This is a genomic window from Orbaceae bacterium lpD02 (assembly GCA_036251875.1).
Taxonomy (GTDB): Bacteria; Pseudomonadota; Gammaproteobacteria; order Enterobacterales; family Orbaceae; genus Orbus; species Orbus sturtevantii.
In genome coordinates, this window is sequence record CP133960.1 from 2,494,900 (window position 1) to 2,512,139 (window position 17,240).

At 36.2% G+C, this 17,240-nt stretch carries 14 protein-coding genes; 5 read left to right on the forward strand and 9 right to left on the reverse strand.

What is annotated here, in order from left to right:
* The first annotated feature begins 3 nt into the window (after positions 1–3).
* Positions 4–1,485, forward strand: coding sequence for a glycoside hydrolase family 1 protein (locus tag RHO12_10980; GenBank protein ID WVD65876.1), 1,482 nt, complete (start codon positions 4–6; stop codon positions 1,483–1,485).
* A 131-nt stretch (positions 1,486–1,616) separates the two neighbouring features.
* On the opposite strand, the gene uspA (RHO12_10985) is transcribed toward RHO12_10980, so the two are convergent.
* The 8 genes from uspA (RHO12_10985) to rpsU all read right to left on the reverse strand — a co-directional run bounded on the left by uspA (RHO12_10985) (position 1,617) and on the right by rpsU (position 10,582).
* Entirely contained in the window at positions 1,617–2,075 is a 459-nt protein-coding gene (uspA, locus tag RHO12_10985) for a universal stress protein UspA (protein ID WVD65877.1), read from the reverse strand.
* A gap of 169 nt (positions 2,076–2,244) precedes the next feature.
* A complete protein-coding gene (locus RHO12_10990; protein WVD65878.1) occupies positions 2,245–2,466 on the reverse strand; it encodes a hypothetical protein in 222 nt (73 codons plus the stop codon).
* Between the two features lie 561 nt (positions 2,467–3,027).
* A complete protein-coding gene (gene uspA, locus RHO12_10995; GenBank protein ID WVD65879.1) occupies positions 3,028–3,489 on the reverse strand; it encodes a universal stress protein UspA in 462 nt (153 codons plus the stop codon).
* A gap of 61 nt (positions 3,490–3,550) precedes the next feature.
* Entirely contained in the window at positions 3,551–5,053 is a 1,503-nt protein-coding gene (pitA, locus tag RHO12_11000) for an inorganic phosphate transporter PitA (GenBank protein ID WVD65880.1), read from the reverse strand.
* Positions 5,054–5,252: 199 nt separating this feature from the next.
* Positions 5,253–6,227 carry a bile acid:sodium symporter family protein gene (locus tag RHO12_11005; protein ID WVD65881.1) on the reverse strand — a complete coding sequence of 325 codons (975 nt, stop codon included), beginning with the start codon at positions 6,225–6,227 and terminating at the stop codon, positions 5,253–5,255.
* A 70-nt stretch (positions 6,228–6,297) separates the two neighbouring features.
* Entirely contained in the window at positions 6,298–8,136 is a 1,839-nt protein-coding gene (rpoD, locus tag RHO12_11010; GenBank protein ID WVD65882.1) for an RNA polymerase sigma factor RpoD, read from the reverse strand.
* A gap of 317 nt (positions 8,137–8,453) precedes the next feature.
* Positions 8,454–10,244, reverse strand: coding sequence for a DNA primase (gene dnaG, locus RHO12_11015; GenBank protein ID WVD65883.1), 1,791 nt, complete (start codon positions 10,242–10,244; stop codon positions 8,454–8,456).
* 122 nt (positions 10,245–10,366) lie between these two features.
* Positions 10,367–10,582 carry a 30S ribosomal protein S21 gene (gene rpsU, locus RHO12_11020; protein ID WVD65884.1) on the reverse strand — a complete coding sequence of 72 codons (216 nt, stop codon included), beginning with the start codon at positions 10,580–10,582 and terminating at the stop codon, positions 10,367–10,369.
* Between the two features lie 307 nt (positions 10,583–10,889).
* Here rpsU and RHO12_11025 point away from each other — a divergent pair, with 307 nt between their 5' ends.
* The 4 genes from RHO12_11025 to nrdG all read left to right on the forward strand — a co-directional run bounded on the left by RHO12_11025 (position 10,890) and on the right by nrdG (position 16,538).
* Complete coding sequence (locus RHO12_11025) at positions 10,890–12,464, forward strand: phosphoethanolamine transferase (protein WVD65885.1); 1,575 nt, start codon at positions 10,890–10,892, stop codon at positions 12,462–12,464.
* Positions 12,465–12,497: 33 nt separating this feature from the next.
* The gene (hemB, locus tag RHO12_11030; GenBank protein ID WVD65886.1) at positions 12,498–13,508 is read left to right on the forward strand and encodes a porphobilinogen synthase; all 1,011 of its coding nucleotides are present in this window, start codon (positions 12,498–12,500) and stop codon (positions 13,506–13,508) included.
* 327 nt (positions 13,509–13,835) lie between these two features.
* The gene (nrdD, locus tag RHO12_11035) at positions 13,836–15,971 is read left to right on the forward strand and encodes an anaerobic ribonucleoside-triphosphate reductase (GenBank protein WVD65887.1); all 2,136 of its coding nucleotides are present in this window, start codon (positions 13,836–13,838) and stop codon (positions 15,969–15,971) included.
* Between the two features lie 96 nt (positions 15,972–16,067).
* Positions 16,068–16,538: an anaerobic ribonucleoside-triphosphate reductase-activating protein gene (gene nrdG / locus RHO12_11040; protein ID WVD65888.1), complete on the forward strand. Its 471-nt coding sequence runs from the start codon at positions 16,068–16,070 to the stop codon at positions 16,536–16,538.
* Between the two features lie 4 nt (positions 16,539–16,542).
* Here the strand turns inward: nrdG and can are convergent, their stop codons facing one another.
* Positions 16,543–17,208, reverse strand: coding sequence for a carbonate dehydratase (gene can / locus RHO12_11045; protein ID WVD65889.1), 666 nt, complete (start codon positions 17,206–17,208; stop codon positions 16,543–16,545).
* Positions 17,209–17,240 lie beyond the last annotated feature (32 nt).

A 17,240-nucleotide genomic window follows, 5' to 3' on the forward strand; every position in this document is an offset into this window, starting at 1 on the left:
TATATGAAATACAGTGATATTCATCATACGCAAAATGGATTCCCAGACGGCTTTTTGTGGGGAGGAGCAACTGCAGCAAATCAAATTGAAGGTGCATTTGATCAAGGGGGGAAAGGATTATCCACTTCAGATATGGCAGCGTATAAAGATCCTTATGTAACGGGAAAAGTGAATAATTTTACGTTCAATGTAACCTCTAAAGAACTTGAAAAATATAAGACTAATCCTGAAAATACCCTATTCCCTAAACGCTGGGGGATTGATTTTTATAACCGCTATAAAGAGGATATCGCTTTATTTGCTGAGATGGGATTTAATGTTTTTCGCCTGTCTATCTCTTGGGCACGTATTTTTCCTACAGGGCTTGAAAGTGAGCCAAATGAAGAAGGCCTAGCATTTTATGATAAAGTCTTTGATGAGTGCGCCAAATACGGTATGGAGCCTCTAGTAACAATGTCTCACTATGAGATGCCAATTACGTTAACGGAAAAATATAATGGTTGGATTAGTCGAGAGCTAGTGGCGTTATTCGAAAAATATGCCCGTGTAATTTTGAATCGCTATAAACATAAAGTGAAATATTGGATAACCTTTAACGAAATGAATATGAACTTAAATAGTTTGTATACTGGTGCGGGTATTTTAGCGGATCTAGTTGATAACCCCCTACAAGCAGCTTACCAAGCTTCTCACCATCAATTTCTAGCCAGTGCTTTGGCGGTTAAAGCGGCGAAAGAGATTATTCCTAATGCTAAAGTTGGTTGCATGATTAACCACATTGAATCTTATGCTAAAACCACTAAACCAGAGGATCAGTTGCAATCACTTAAATCGAATCAGCTCAATCTATTCTATCCTGACGTACAAGCGCGCGGTGAATATCCAAGTTATATGACGCGATATTTTGCCGATAATAATATCAATTTAGATATTAAAGAAGGGGATGAGAAAATTTTGCAACAAGGTAAAGTTGATTTTGTTTCAATCAGCTATTATATGAGCCATGTAACTGAAGCTCGTGAAGATGCATCAAAGTTAGCAGGATCATTTGATAGCCCAATTAAAAATGAGTATCTGAAGTTAACTCAGTGGGATTGGCCGATCGATTCTATTGGTCTACGTATTGCGCTAATCAAGTTGTATGACCGTTACGAGTTACCATTATTTGTTGCTGAAAACGGTTTAGGTGCTAAAGACGTGCTCTCTTCAGATGGTAAAGTGCACGATAATTACCGTATTGATTATCTTAAACAGCATATTATGGAAATGCGTGAGGCGATTAAAGATGGTGTTAATGTGATGGGATACACTACATGGGGGTGCATTGACTTAGTTAGTTGTGGTACGTCACAAATAAGTAAGCGTTATGGTTTTATTTATGTTGATCTTGATGATGCCGGTAAAGGTTCGTTCAAACGAATTGCAAAAGATTCTTTTTATTGGTACAAAAAAGTAATTGCATCAAATGGCGCAGATTTAGAATAAACGATATCGCTATTTTGATAACAATCGCTTTGGTTCTTGCGAAGCGATTGTTTCGCTCAATTTAGCATTCTGACTTTGAGTAATTTGCATTAAATTAGAAGTCGACTTAAGTCAGCTTTTACTATAAATAATTACGCGTCAACGGTTTCTTTTACTGTGATAGTGTCATCTTTTAAGGGAATAATTAATGTATCAACATGAGTATTATTAATTAATTGACGAGAAGAGGACATTAATTTGCTCCAAAAATCTTGATGGTGGCCACATACCACAAGATCTATATTATGTTCATGAATCGCTTCGATTAATACTTGACCAAACTCCCCACATCCACAAAGGGTATGTGTAATAATATAGCCTACATTGCCAGCAAGTTTGTTGAGTGCAATGTGCGCATCTTCAGTAATACGATCTTTCATATCATTCATACTGATATCAACTAATCCGGTATAAAGGTCAGAATAATTGATACCGACATGGATTAAGGAAATTTTGGCATTATATGGTCTTGCCATTGAAACAGCTTTTTCAACAAGAATGTCGCTTTCTGGTGATAGATCAACTGCTACTAAAATATGTTTGTAGACCATAATTCTCTCCTTTTTCAGCTAACATCTTAAAATTAATGTTTTATATCGTTACTAATAAATCCACACTTAGGCAAGCCAAGCGTAACAGGATGATAAAATTTGTGTTGTCGATACTCATATAGTCGTGTAATTTGCAGCAAAATCTAATAGCTCGCATTAAATAAACACCTTACTCATTATTGATCCATTCATCCCAAGGGATATTATCTTGAAATTTTTCGACTAAAAAATCGATAAAACTTCTAATTTTAGGGTCATGGTATTTACTAGGGCAATAAAGTGCATAAAGGTTGTAATTTGACTTATCTTTAGCGTAGTCAGATTGAAATAAGGGAATAAGCTCTTTTGATTTTAAGATAAAAAAATTTTTTTGTAGTAGCACGAAGTTCATTTCCTATCTCAGAAGGCTTATTATCGCTTGATCTATTGTTATTATTCTATGAGCAAAACAGCTTAATAATAATATTATTATTTTCTAAATGTGATCGAAATCAATATTTGATTTAAACCCACAAGTGTTTTCAATGATTGAAATTGTACTCTTTGTTTTATTACTACTAACTTCTTTAAAAAATAAAGTTACTTTTATCACGTCAGTAAACAATTTTATTTATATCGCGGTTGCAGTCATCGTTATTAGCGAATAAAAATAAGGAATGAAGCTGAAGCTAAATTTTTAAATATACAAATTATGCCCAAAATGATCATTGCAGGAATTATTTCAGTATCAATAGTGTCAGCTATATTAGCGGGGGTCATTGCAAGTATTTTATTCTAGTAACTAAGTTTTGCTAATAATTAGTTATATTCACTTAAGCTTATTATCAGCAGTGCCAAAACCTATTAGTGTACATAGTTGTAACCAAAAAAAGAGTAGATGATATCGTTACAAATATTATCTACTCTTTCTGAATCAAAAAACTAGTCTACCTGCTCTGTTTTTTTGTCCTGCTTATTTAGCATCAGGAACTTCTTCGACGGTAACGTCGTCATCTTTAAGAGGAACAATTAATGTATCAACATGCGTATTATTAATTAATTGACGAGCAGAAGACATTAACTTGCTCCAAAAATCTTGATGGTGACCGCATACCACAAGATCTACACCATATTCATGAATCGCTTCAATCAATACTTGCCCAAATTCACCATTGCCAGAGAGCGTATGGGCAATAGGATAGCCTGCGTCGGCAGCAAGCTTATTGAGTGCAATGTGTGCATCTTCAGTAATGCGATCTTTCATATCATTCATATTAATATCAACTAATCCAGTATAAAGATCAGAATAATTGATGCCGACGTGAATTAAGGAAATTTGGGCATTATATGGTCTTGCCATTGAAACCGCTTTTTCAACGAGAATGTCGCTTTCTGGTGATAGATCAACTGCTACTAAAATATGTTTGTAGGCCATAATACTCTCCTTTTTCAGGTAACATCTTAAAATTAATTATTCATGTTTTATATATTTACTACTAAATCAGCATTTGGGCAAGCCAAAAAAGTGACGCGGATAATAAAATTGAAATAGGTAATGTTAAAACCCAAGTTAATGCGATACTTCTAACTGTTTTACTTTGTATTCCACCACCATCGACGAGCATTGTCCCAGCGACAGATGACGATAAGACTTGTGTTGTTGACACTGGCATACCAGTATAACTTGCAATACCAATTGATAAGGCAGTTGTAACTTGGGCAGAAACACCTTGAGCATAAGTCATTCCTTTTTTACCAATTTTTTCACCAATAGTAATTGCCACGCGTCGCCAGCCGATCATTGTCCCGATAGCAAGTGCTGATGCAACTGAAATAATAATCCAGATAGGTGCATATTCAACCGTTTCTAATAAGTTATCTTTTAATGAGTTTAAATACTTCTTATCTCTATTTGGTAGTTCTGGTTGCTTAGCAAAATGGGCGACGGTATCTGATAAACAAATAAGAATACGTCTAGCTTGTGAACGTTGGTTTACGCTTAGTGTGTCATAGCTAGTAAGGTTATGAAAAAGCGATTTTGCAATATTAATTGTGGTAAACGAGTTAGCATAATCGCAATGATATTGGTTTAATTCAGTGATTGGTATTTCTGTATTGAGCATCGGCTGTTTATCAATGACTACATTTAATGTTTGCTGGTGGGTAACAAAATACTCCTCAATATTGTTTATCGCATTTCTTGTATTCATTATATTGTAAGTAGAGGCGTTCATATTAACAATAAAGCCCGCTGGCGCTACGCCCATTAATACTAACATTAATAATCCAATGCCTTTTTGCCCATCATTTGCACCATGAGAGAAACTTACCCCTGCTGCTGAGACAATTAGCATGATCCTAATCCAAAATGGCGGTTTCTTTTTGCCATAAAGTTTTTCACGTTGTTCAGGAGTCATGAAAATTCGCTCACGTTTTTTACCACTTTTTTTGCGAGTCCAAATTTTTCTCAAAACCCAAATCATTAAACCAGCTAATACTAATCCGACAATCGGCGAAAGAATTAATGATAAAAAAATCTCAAGCATTTTAGGAATATTTAGTGCATCAATAATTGATGTATCGGTCAAGAATGCATTTGCCAGCGCGACCCCAATAATCGATCCGATCAATGTATGTGAACTCGATGCGGGTATACCTAAATACCATGTACCTAAATTCCAAATGATCGCGGCGAGTAAAATTGAAAATATCATAGCCAGCCCGCGACCAGAGCTAACATTAAGTAATAGATCGGTTGGCAATAAATGGACAATAGCATAAGCGACACTTAAGCCACCAAGTAACACGCCCAAAAAATTGAAAATGCTAGCCATCAAAACAGCAAGTTTTTCTTTTAGTGCTTTGGTATAAATGACAGTAGCAACAGCATTTGCGGTATCATGAAATCCGTTAATTGCCTCGTAGAATAATACGAATAGAAGGGCTAAACCTAAAAGAATGAGAGTTGAAACGTCTAAGTCAGAGAATAGATGAAACATATAGGCTCTTTAAGTAATTAGTCAAACAAGCATTATTATCCTAAAGAATAGCATATCAGTAAAATAATTTTAATGGCTTTAGTGATATTTCTCTGTTTTATTGATAATAAGCTGATTTTTATATTAGATTAATGTATTAGAATGAAAATATAACGAATAATCTGATACTTTTATAGTAAAGTTATCAGATTATTTATATTTACTCGCTATTCCGTCGCGCATAACGAGCAGCCAATACCGCGCAAACCATTAGTTGCACTTGATGAAAGATCATTAATGGCAAAACCATTATTCCCATAATCGAGACTGGGAAAATTACACTCGCCATCGGGATCCCACTTGCTAGGCTTTTTTTGGAACCACAAAAAACGATAGTAATTTCATCCTCTTTATTAAAGCCAAGCAATCTTGCACCATAGGTGGTAATAATGATTACCACCGCTAATAATAAAAACGAAAAAATAATAATTTCAGCAAAGGATAAAGCATCAATTTGATGCCAAATACCGTTGATTACTGCATCACTAAAGGCAACATAAACTACAAGTAAAATTGATAGCCGATCGGTTTTATTGACAATTTTTCGGTGAGAGTCAATCCAGTTGCCAATCCAACGCCGTGCCAAGTGCCCTACGATAAAAGGTAACATGAGTTTAAGCATGATGGAGACGATTGCATCAACAATATTCATGCTACCAGCCGATTGAGTGTGCATTAGTACGCCAATTAAAATGGGTGTAATAAATACGCCAAGTAAGGTCGAAGCGGATGCACTGCAGATTGCGGCTGCAACATTACCACGAGCTATTGAGGTGAACGCAATTGCTGATTGTACTGTAGCCGGTAAAGTGCAAAGATAAACGAATCCTAAATAGAGATGATCAGATAGGAAAGTCGGCACAAAAATTTGCAGTGTCAAACCAAGTCCAGGAAAAATAAGGAACGTCACAATAAAGATTGTTACATGTAATCGCCAGTGCTTCACCCCATCGATAATCGCTGGAAATGACAATTTAGCGCCATGCATAAAAAAAAGTAAGCCAATTGCAAATGTTGTCAGATATTCAAAAAAAATTTTGACGTCACCTTGGCAAGGAAAAAGTGTAGCGGTAACAACAGTGGTAATTAGAATTAATAAAAAAGGATCAATTTTTAATAACTTTATAATATTCATAAAAAGAATCTGTAGATTGGCAATTGGGCATATAAAAAATATCCGCTACATTAGTAGCGGATATAACATATTACTCATCAAGGAAACTACGTAATACATCTGACCGGCTAGGGTGGCGTAATTTACGTAACGCTTTAGCCTCAATTTGGCGGATACGCTCTCTTGTTACATCAAATTGTTTACCCACTTCTTCGAGTGTATGATCGGTGTTCATATCGATACCAAAACGCATGCGCAACACTTTTGCTTCTCTTGGCGTTAAACCCGATAGAATATCTCTTGTTGCTGCGCGTAAACTTTCTGATGTAGCGGCATCAAGTGGCTGCTCTATTGCTGTATCTTCAATAAAATCACCTAAATGAGAATCTTCATCATCACCAACAGGCGTTTCCATTGAGATTGGTTCTTTAGCAATTTTTAATACCTTCCGAATTTTATCTTCTGGCATTTGCATTTTTTCCGATAACTCTTCAGGAGTCGGTTCGCGGCCAATTTCTTGTAAGATTTGCCGTGAAATTCTATTTAGCTTATTAATTGTCTCAATCATATGAACAGGAATACGGATAGTTCGAGCTTGGTCAGCTATTGAGCGTGTAATAGCCTGACGAATCCACCAAGTCGCATAAGTTGAGAATTTATAACCGCGGCGATATTCAAATTTATCTACCGCTTTCATTAAGCCAATGTTACCTTCTTGAATAAGGTCTAAAAATTGCAGTCCACGGTTAGTGTATTTTTTGGCAATAGAGATCACTAAACGTAAGTTAGCTTCTACCATCTCTTTTTTTGCTCTTTTAGCCTTGGCTTCTCCAATCGACATACGTCGGTTGATATCTTTAATTTGCTCAATTGACAAATTTGTTTCAGTTTCAATGTGTTGCAGCTCGGTAGCTTGTTCTTTAATTTCTGCTTCAAATTCTTGTAATTTGCTGGCAAATGTATTCTTTGATTTGCTCGCTTTCTCAAACCAACTAATATTGTTTTCATTACCCGTAAAATGTGTCATAAATTGCTTTTTAGGCATTTTACATTGCTCAACGCAAATTTTCATAATAATGCGTTCGTGAGTTCTAACTCGCTCCATCATTTCACGCATACTATTGACTAGAATGTCGAATTGTTTGCCAACTAAGCGAAATTGTTTAAATACCTCGGATAAGTTTTCAATTTCTTGCTGCGCTTTCTTATGTGCACGACCATGCTTTTTAATCGCCTCGGACGTTTTTTCATGCTGCTCTTTTAATTCAGCAAATTTAGCCCTAGCTACCTCAGGATCGATAGATGTGTCATCATCACTTGAGTCTGATTCGCTATCATCATCGTCATCTTCATCAAGGTCGATATCATCCGATTCTTTATCTTCAAGCTCTTCGGGCAGTTCATCTAAGCCTTCTTCAGCATTTGGATCCACAAACCCTGTAATTAAATCTGAAAGACGAACGGTTCCTTGCTCGACTAAATTATATTGCTCTAAAAGGTAAGTTATCGCTTCTGGGTATTCAGATACTGAGGTTTGCACCTGATTGATACCGTCTTCAATACGTTTGGCTATATCTATTTCACCTTCCCGTGTTAATAACTCAACAGCACCCATTTCGCGCATATACATTCGAACAGGGTCGGTAGTACGGCCAATTTCTGACTCAACGTTAGATAATACTAAGGCAGTTGCCGCCTCAACAGCTTCTTCATCAGCAACGTTATCTGATAAAAGCATTTCATCTGTATCTGGGGCTTCTTCAAGAACTTGAATTCCCATATCATTTATCATCTGAATAATATCTTCGATTTGATCGGAATCGATGATTTCTTCTGGTAAATGATCGTTGACATCTGCATAAGTTAGATACCCGAGTTCTTTACCTCGGATAATCAGATGTTTTAGTTGTGATTGAGAGTTCTGCTCCATATCAAAATATCCACATTTGTTGTTTAGTAATGAGTAAAAACATCTTACCCGGACTAAATATTTTTTATGACGAGCAAATTAAATCGATAGATGTTATGGCTATTTGAAATAGCGAAAGTTGCCTGAGGCAAGTTGTTTGTTTATCTATCTATCCATATTTTTACATTGCGTTATAAAAAATATATATTATTTCATTCTTACTTTAACTGTTTTGGCTAATTATCAAGTAAGTTAACTTTATAGCCGACTCAATATTTTATTTTGTGTTGAGTTTTCACTTTCGCGTCTCAGCAATTAAGCTGCATTATTATCTATATTTAGTCTTTTTTTGATAAAACAAGTATTATCGTTGCTAATTCTTTTTTTTCTACGGTCGTCAATTTAGTCACTCGATCCTTCGCAATAAGCTCATCTTGCCTTTGGGCGAGTATATTATCATATAAGTCTTTTAAAGTATGAGAAAAAATCGTTGCTATTTCATCATCCTGATATTTGTGTTGCCAAATTGCCAGCATATTTAATTGTTTAGCTATCGGTTTATCGACATATTCGGCTAAAATTTGTGCGGTAACAATATTGGGCCTTTCATGACAAATTTTTAATAGCTCAATAAATATGTCAATACCAGCAAGCTTTACTTGCTCTAAACTGCCAATATCAGGAACCTGTTTTGATAATTCGGGGTACTGTATAAGCAAGCCGATCAAAATTCGCATAGTTGTTAATTTCATTTTGATTACAGGCATTTTATTTTCAGGCTCAACTGATGATGACGAATTACCATTGATATACGGCAGTAGGAGTTTATCTATCTGGCTTATGTCAAGAAAACCTAGATAGTCTCCTAATTGTTGTTTTAAATTAACTGCAAATGATTGTGCTTTTACTTGTACAATTAAAGGTAATGCGAGTGAGCTTAGTTTAGCTTTACCTTCAGAGGTCTTTAGATCAACTTGGGTTAATAGCTCATCAAACAAAAACTGTGAGAGAGTTAATCCATTGTTCAGTCGAGTTTCAAATTGTGCTTTGCCTTCTTTTCTGACTAGGCTATCAGGATCATCGCCTTCTGGTAAAAAAACAAATTTAATCTGTTTTCCATCAATGAGAGTGGGTAATAATACATTCAGAGCTCGCCAAGCGGCACGTCGGCCAGCTGAGTCACCATCAAAACAAAAAATAATATTATCGGTTGCCCTAAAGAGCAATTTAATATGATCTTCCGTCGTCGCTGTCCCTAACGCTGCAACAGCATAATCTATACCAAATTGGGCTAATGACACCACATCCATATAACCTTCAACAACAATTAATTGTTCAGGGTTGCGATGTATTTGCAGTGTTTCATATAATCCGTAAAGCTGATAACTTTTGTGGAAAACTGGCGTTTCAGGCGAGTTGATATATTTTGCTGAATCAGTCGCTTTGATTGTTCTTCCGCCAAAAGCAATAATATTGCCTTGTCGGTCGCGAATAGGGAACATAACTCGTCCACGAAAACGATCATATTGATTACCGTTATCATTGCTGACCAGCATTCCGGCTTGGTCATAAAGTTTTTTCTCTGCCGCAGTCTTTGCTATATGATTAAAGGTTGCTCGCCAATCATCAGGTGAATAACCAATCTTGTAGTGGTTAATTATCTTCTCATCCAATCCTCGATGAGTAAGGTACTCGTTGGCTTGCTTTGCCTCAGGAGTTGAAAGCTGCATTTGATAAAAATGTGCCAAATTTCCCATTAAAGTATAAAGGTCACGCCTAATATTTTGCCCTGATACTTGCGATTGATTACGAGCTGTATCCGTTGATGTTTCAACATGAGGTACGGTAATACCATGGAGGTTCGCGAGTTCTTCAATTGCTTCAGGATAGGAAAGGCGGTCATAATTCATTAAAAAATCGATAGCTGACCCACCGGCGCCGCATCCAAAACAGTAATACATCTGTTTTTTTTCGCTTACAGAAAAGGAAGGCGTCTTTTCATTATGGAATGGGCAATTACCCCAATAATCCTTTCCCCGCTTTTTTATTTTTATTCGATGCCCAACAATATCAACAATATTGATTCGAGCAATGAGATCAATAATAAAGTCTTGAGGAATTCGCTTCATAAGTGACTCTATCCGATTTTTTTATACTACAGACAACAAACCGTACATATAGTACGGTTTGTATGTATTTGGACTAATTTATAGTATAAAGGTCTTAATTTATAACTAACAATTACTAGCAATTAGTATAAACGAATGCGACGTGCATTTTCTCTTTCTAGTTTTTTAGAATGACGTTTTACGGCCGCAGCTTTAGCTCGTTTACGAATGGTTGTCGGTTTTTCATAAAACTCACGGTTACGAACTTCTGCTAAAATTCCCGCTTTTTCGCAAGAACGTTTAAAACGACGTAATGCAACATCGAAAGGTTCATTTTCACGTACTTTAATTACTGGCATGTGCCTCTCACCTCAAAATTATTGGACTTTTACCAGCCAGAGTCAAATTATTAAATTGGCCAGTGTTAAAAATTAGTGGTGAATTGTACAGCTAATAAGTGGTAGTTGTAAAGCACTTTGTGATCCTAATTGTACTGAAATCGACTTTGTTCATTATTCATAATTAAGTGCTTATTTTAGTAGTTTTGTAATTAATTAACTAGAAAAACGCTTATTATTTATGTAATATAGTGATTCTTTATTTATAAAATAGCTTGGTTTAGCTAAATAAATTCACTTTTATAACACGTTTTAAAGAATAATTACTATGGTAGGCAAAATTACAACATTTTTTTTAACATTACTCTTAGCATCAGTTTCCCTATTCGGCTTAGTCGATGCATCAAATTTTTTAAAAGGTAGAATGTATTTTTTTACGCTCTGTTATATTGCTTTAGCTGGGTTGTTATGGCGGATTAAATATACGCGAATTATTGCTTTTATTCTCGCTATACTTTGGGCGGTCAATTCATCACTGTCAATATTGATTTATCAACTCTATCAAGGGCAGCTTAATTATCAACTAGCAACGACTATTTTATCAACTAATGTTCAAGAATCTCAAGATTTTATTTTTGCACATTGGTCTATTTTACTCATTGCATTATCTCTTTTGCTGGGTTTTATGTTTATTACATTTCGTTTATCAAGCCTAGTCTCAAAGCGCAATTTGATAGTGCTTTCATCTATTATTTTACTAACGGTTATTTATAAATTTAGCGAATCAGCATTAAAGGGGCGATTATCTGACCCTTCATTTAATATGATAGAGAAAGTTTTACCGTACACTTCATTAAATAATTTTGCCGTATTAGGTAGAGCTTACCAAGAGTTAAATTTATTAAATACCGTATCTAATTATAAGCCAATTTATCAACTTGATACCGATGAAACAAATATCGACACTTATGTGATTGTGGTTGGTGAATCGGTAAGACGGGATCACCTTAGTTTATACGGGTATGCTCGAGATACAACGCCTTATATTGATAAACAAAAAAGTAACTTATTCATCTTTGGCCAAGCAATCGCTCCTGCGCCTATGACGTCAATGTCGTTAGCCTCAATTCTGACCATCAAGGCCTCGGATGATAGCTCTCCTTCTCTATTAAATGATAATATTTTGAATATTGCCAATAAAGTTGGATTTGAAACTTATTGGTTTAGCCGGCAAAATTCGATAGGGCAGTTTGAAACGGCAGTTACCAGCATTGCCAAAAGCGCTAACCATAAAGAATGGCTACTTAGTGGCTATGACGATGCTTTATTGGTAAAACTCGATGAGGCGCTCAAGGCTAATGGTAAAAAGAAATTAATTGTGCTACATACTAACGGTAGTCATTTATCTGCATGTCATCAGTACCCCGCGGAAGATAGTTATTTTGTTAACGGGGGATCTGAATACGAAAATTGCTATGATAATTCAATTTTATTTATGGATAAATTGCTTAATAACATCTTTAAACGATTGGAGAATACTTCAGCATCAGTTCTCTATTTTTCAGATCATGGTCAAATGAAAAGAATAAAAAGAGGCGAAGTTGATTATTTTCATGGTTCGATTAATCCAACTAAAGAATCACTTGATATTCCACAGTTTATTTGGTATAGCCCAATTATAAATAGTAAAGATAAAAAAATTGGTAGCTACAATATACCGTATTCTGCTGCTAATAATTATTACCTAATTGCTAATTGGCTCGGTATAAACAAGAATAATGGCATTGAGATTAGCTCTCCTCTTTCTGCTGATTATCAGGCAGATGACAAAATAATTATTATGGACACGCAATTAAATTTATTTGATTATCAGCAGCTACCGTCCGATAATAACCTCCACTGAGTTGAAGAGTAACCCAAAATAGGAGTTGTTATTATGCCGTCCATTATAGCCGGTGATTTTCCACAACGTCGCCTACGTCGTTTGAGGGCTAATGATTTTAGTCGCCGATTAGTGGCTGAGAATAGTTTAACCGTAAACGATCTTATCTATCCGGTTTTTATTGTTGAAGGTAATAGGGTGATTGAACCTGTTGCATCCATGCCCAATGTTAACCGGATGAGTATTGACATATTATTAAAAGAAGCTGAACAAATCACTAAGCTAGGTATTCCGGTCTTATCTCTTTTCCCTGCTATTGAAAGTAGTAAAAAATCGCTGCTAGCAGAAGAATCATATAATGAAAATGGATTAGTTCCTCGAGCGGTAATTGCACTTAAAAAAGAATTTCCAGAGTTAGGGATCTTAACTGATGTTGCGTTAGATCCTTACACCATACATGGTCAAGATGGTATTATTGATGCTAATGGTTATGTACAAAATGATATTACGGTTGAGACTTTGATTCGTCAAGCCATGGTACATGCGGAGGCCGGCGTTGATATCATAGCGCCTAGCGATATGATGGACGGTCGAATTGGTGGAATACGTGCCGAGCTAGAAGATAATGGTTTCGTTAATACTCAAATTATGGCTTATTCGGCGAAGTATGCGTCAACTTTTTATGGTCCATTTCGGGATGCAGTAGGATCTTCTGCTAACATTAAAGGCGGAAATAAAAAGACGTATCAACTTAACCCGGCAAACAGCCGCGAAGCATTACAAGAAGTCTATCAGGATCTGCAAGAAGGTGCTGATATGGTAATGGTAAAACCAGGCATGCCTTATCTTGACATATTGCGTCAAGTCAAAGACACTTTTGCGGTACCGACCTTTGCGTATCAAGTGTCTGGTGAATATGCGATGCTAATGGCGGCGGTGAATAATGGTTGGTTAGCTGAATCAGCAATTATGGAATCATTGTTATGCTTTAAACGAGCTGGTGCAGATGGCATATTAACCTATTTTGCCAAGCAAATCGCAGAACAGTTACAAACTTCGAAGTAAACTACTTGTGATGCATTTTGTTGATTAACAAAATGCATTGTTCAGATCTATATTATTTTTATCTACAGTAAATTTGTTTATTATAGGCTCTAAACATTGCTTTTTATTTTTAATGCTATTTCAAATAACGCTCTATGAAATAGAGTGATAGTTTACCCTCCTTAGCTATTTATCGTTCACGATGTACAACTTTTATTTTTTTAAACCAATAAAAAGCTTTTTCCTATTAATTTTCAATACAGGCCAATAGAGTAGAAAAACACAATATATGGTGTATACTTTTCAAAAATTATCTATATATAGTTTAACTACTCAAGGGAATATACAATGCCAGTAGTCGTGAAACGTGATGGGTGTCAAACCGCTTTTAATGAAAATCGAATTAGAGATGCTATTTTAAAAGCAGCCGTTGCTGCTAATGTAAATGATTCTGATTATTGCACCAGTGTTGCCAGAGTTGTAACCAACCAGATGATAGAACGAGAAAGCGTCGATATTCATGAAATTCAATATTCGGTTGAAAATCAGTTAATGGCTGGTCCATATAAAAAGCTAGCAAGAACCTATATAGAATATCGTCATGATAGAGATCGCATGCGCGAAGAGCGTAGCCGTTTAAATCAAGATATCAAAGGATTAATTGAACAAAGCAATGTTGCTATCTTAAATGAAAATGCCAATAAAGATAGTAAAGTTATTCCAACTCAGCGAGATCTATTAGCTGGAATTGTTGCCCGTCATTATGCAAAGCAGTACCTATTACCTAAAGACATCTCTAGGGCGCACGATAGCGGCGAATTGCATTATCACGATCTTGATTATTCGCCATTTTTCCCAATGTTTAACTGTATGCTAATTGATTTAGACGGCATGTTAACTAACGGATTTAAAATGGGCAATGCAGAGATTGAGCCGCCTAAATCTATAGCGACGGCAACGGCGGTAACTGCGCAGATTATCGCTCAAGTTGCGAGTCATATTTATGGCGGAACAACGATCAATCGTATTGATGAAATATTAGCTAAATTTGTCACCATCAGCTTTGAAAAACATAAAAAAATTGCTGAAGAGTGGGATATTCCTGATGCGAAAGCTTATGCCGAAAACCGTACAGTAAAAGAGTGTTATGACGCATTCCAATCACTAGAGTATGAAGTTAATACATTACATACCGCTAATGGGCAAACCCCATTTGTCACCTTTGGTTTTGGTTTAGGGACAAGTTGGCAGTCTAGATTGATCCAAGAGTCTATTTTAAAAGTAAGAATTCGAGGTTTGGGGCGAAATCATAAAACGGCAGTATTTCCTAAACTGGTCTTTGCGATTAAAGATGGGGTTAACCACAGGCCTGATGATACTAACTACGATATTAAACAACTTGCTTTAGAGTGTGCATCTAAGCGTATGTATCCAGATATCTTAAATTATGAAAAGGTTGTTGAAGTCACGGGATCATTTAAAACGCCAATGGGATGTCGTAGCTTTTTAGGGATCTATGAAGAAGATGGTAAACAAATTCATGATGGGCGTAACAATTTAGGGGTAATTAGCCTCAATCTTCCTCGTATTGCTATTGAAGCGAAAGGTGATGAGGCCAAATTTTGGCAATTATTAGATAGCCGCTTAATCTTATGTAAAAAAGCATTAATGACTCGTATTGCTAGGCTTGAAGATGTCAAAGCCAGAGTTGCGCCAATTCTCTATATGGAAGGGGCTTGCGGTATTCGGCTAAAAGAAGATGACTCAGTTGCTGAAATTTTTAGAAATGGCCGAGCTTCAATATCGTTGGGTTATATCGGTGTACATGAAACGCTAAATGCACTCTTTAATAATAAAGAGCACCCATTTGATAGCGAGATGTTACGTGAAAAAGGTGTACAGATTGTTGCTCGCTTGCGTCAAGCGGTAGAACAATGGAAAAAGGAGACTGGATATGGATTTAGTTTATATAGTACACCCAGCGAGAATTTATGCGACAGGTTTTGTCGTTTAGATACCGCAGAATTTGGTATTATTCCTGGTGTGACAGATAAAGGCTACTATACTAATAGCTTCCATCTAGATGTTGAGAAAAAAGTTGACCCGTACCAAAAAATTGAATTTGAAAAACCTTATCCTGAATTAGCTAGCGGTGGCTTTATCTGTTATGGCGAATACCCTAATATGATCAATAATGTTCAAGCGTTAGAAGATGTATGGGACTATAGTTATTCCCGAGTGCCATATTATGGTACCAATACCCCGATCGATGAGTGTTATGAGTGTGGTTTTACTGGTGAGTTTTCTTGTACGAGCAAAGGTTTTGTTTGCCCAAGCTGTGGTAATCATGACTCAGCCAAGGTATCTGTTATCAGGCGCGTTTGTGGCTATTTAGGTAGCCCGGATGCAAGACCTTTTAATTCAGGTAAACAAGAGGAAGTCAAACGGCGCGTCAAGCATTTAAATAATGGTCAAATTGGTTAGTTCAGTATGCTTTACCATTTTTATCACAAGATAAAAGGGGTAAATATTTTATTTTTATTACTTGGTTAAATTAATGTTACATAGTGTAGGATTATCATGAATTATCACCGCTATTATCCTATTGACGTTGTTAATGGACCGGGCACTCGGTGTTCGTTATTTGTTGCTGGCTGCGTACATCAATGTCGTGGCTGTTACAATAAAAGTACATGGTCGCTTGATTCTGGCTTTATCTTTAGCCAAGAACTTGAAGATCAAATTATTTGTGATTTACAAGATCGTGAAATTAAACGACAAGGCCTGTCGTTATCTGGTGGCGATCCTCTTCATCCTAAAAATATACCTGCGATACTTAAGCTAGTAGAAAGAGTAAAAATGCAGTGTGATAATAAGGATATTTGGCTTTGGACGGGTTACTTACTTGGTGAGTTAACCGCCAATCAGCGAGCCGTCTTGCCTTATATTGATGTTCTTATCGATGGTAAGTTTATACAAGAACTTGCTGACCCGAAATTAGTTTGGCGCGGAAGTAGTAACCAAATTGTGCATACGTTACATAAAAAATAGTGAGTTATGTTTTGTTTTGATCATGTTGGTTGAGTAAATTGGCAATCGCTTCACGATAGTGGATCTCGAGGCTTTCTTTACTTGATGAACTAATCTTTAAATCAGTAATACAACCGTTACTAATTCCATAGACCCAGCCATGAATATTCACTTTTTGTCCACGCTGCCAGGCTGATTGAATAATGGTTGAGTGGCCTAAATTATAAACTTGCTCAATGACATTAAGCTCGCATAGAATGTCCATTCTTTTTTCTGCCGGAAATTCGCCTAATAATGAACTATAGCGAAACCAAATATCTCGGATATGCAGTAACCAATTATTTATTAAGCCTAAATCTGGGTTTTCAACCGCAGCGCGAATACCACCACAGTCAAGATGCCCACAGATAATAATATCCTCTACGCCTAAAACATCAATTGCATATTGAACTACGGACAAACAATTTAAATCAGTATGAATAACTAAGTTGGCAACATTGCGATGAACAAATAGTTCTCCGGGCTCTAGTTCTGTTAGTTTTTCAGCAGGAACTCGGCTATCAGAACAGCCAATCCATAAAAATCTAGGACGTTGCGTTATCGCTAGCTGTTTAAAAAAATTGGGATCTTCGAGGGCCATTTTTTGAGACCAAGCATGGTTACGTACGATAAGGTCAGAAATTGTTTTCATTATAGCGCTCTTTATTTTGGGTAAGAGGGTAG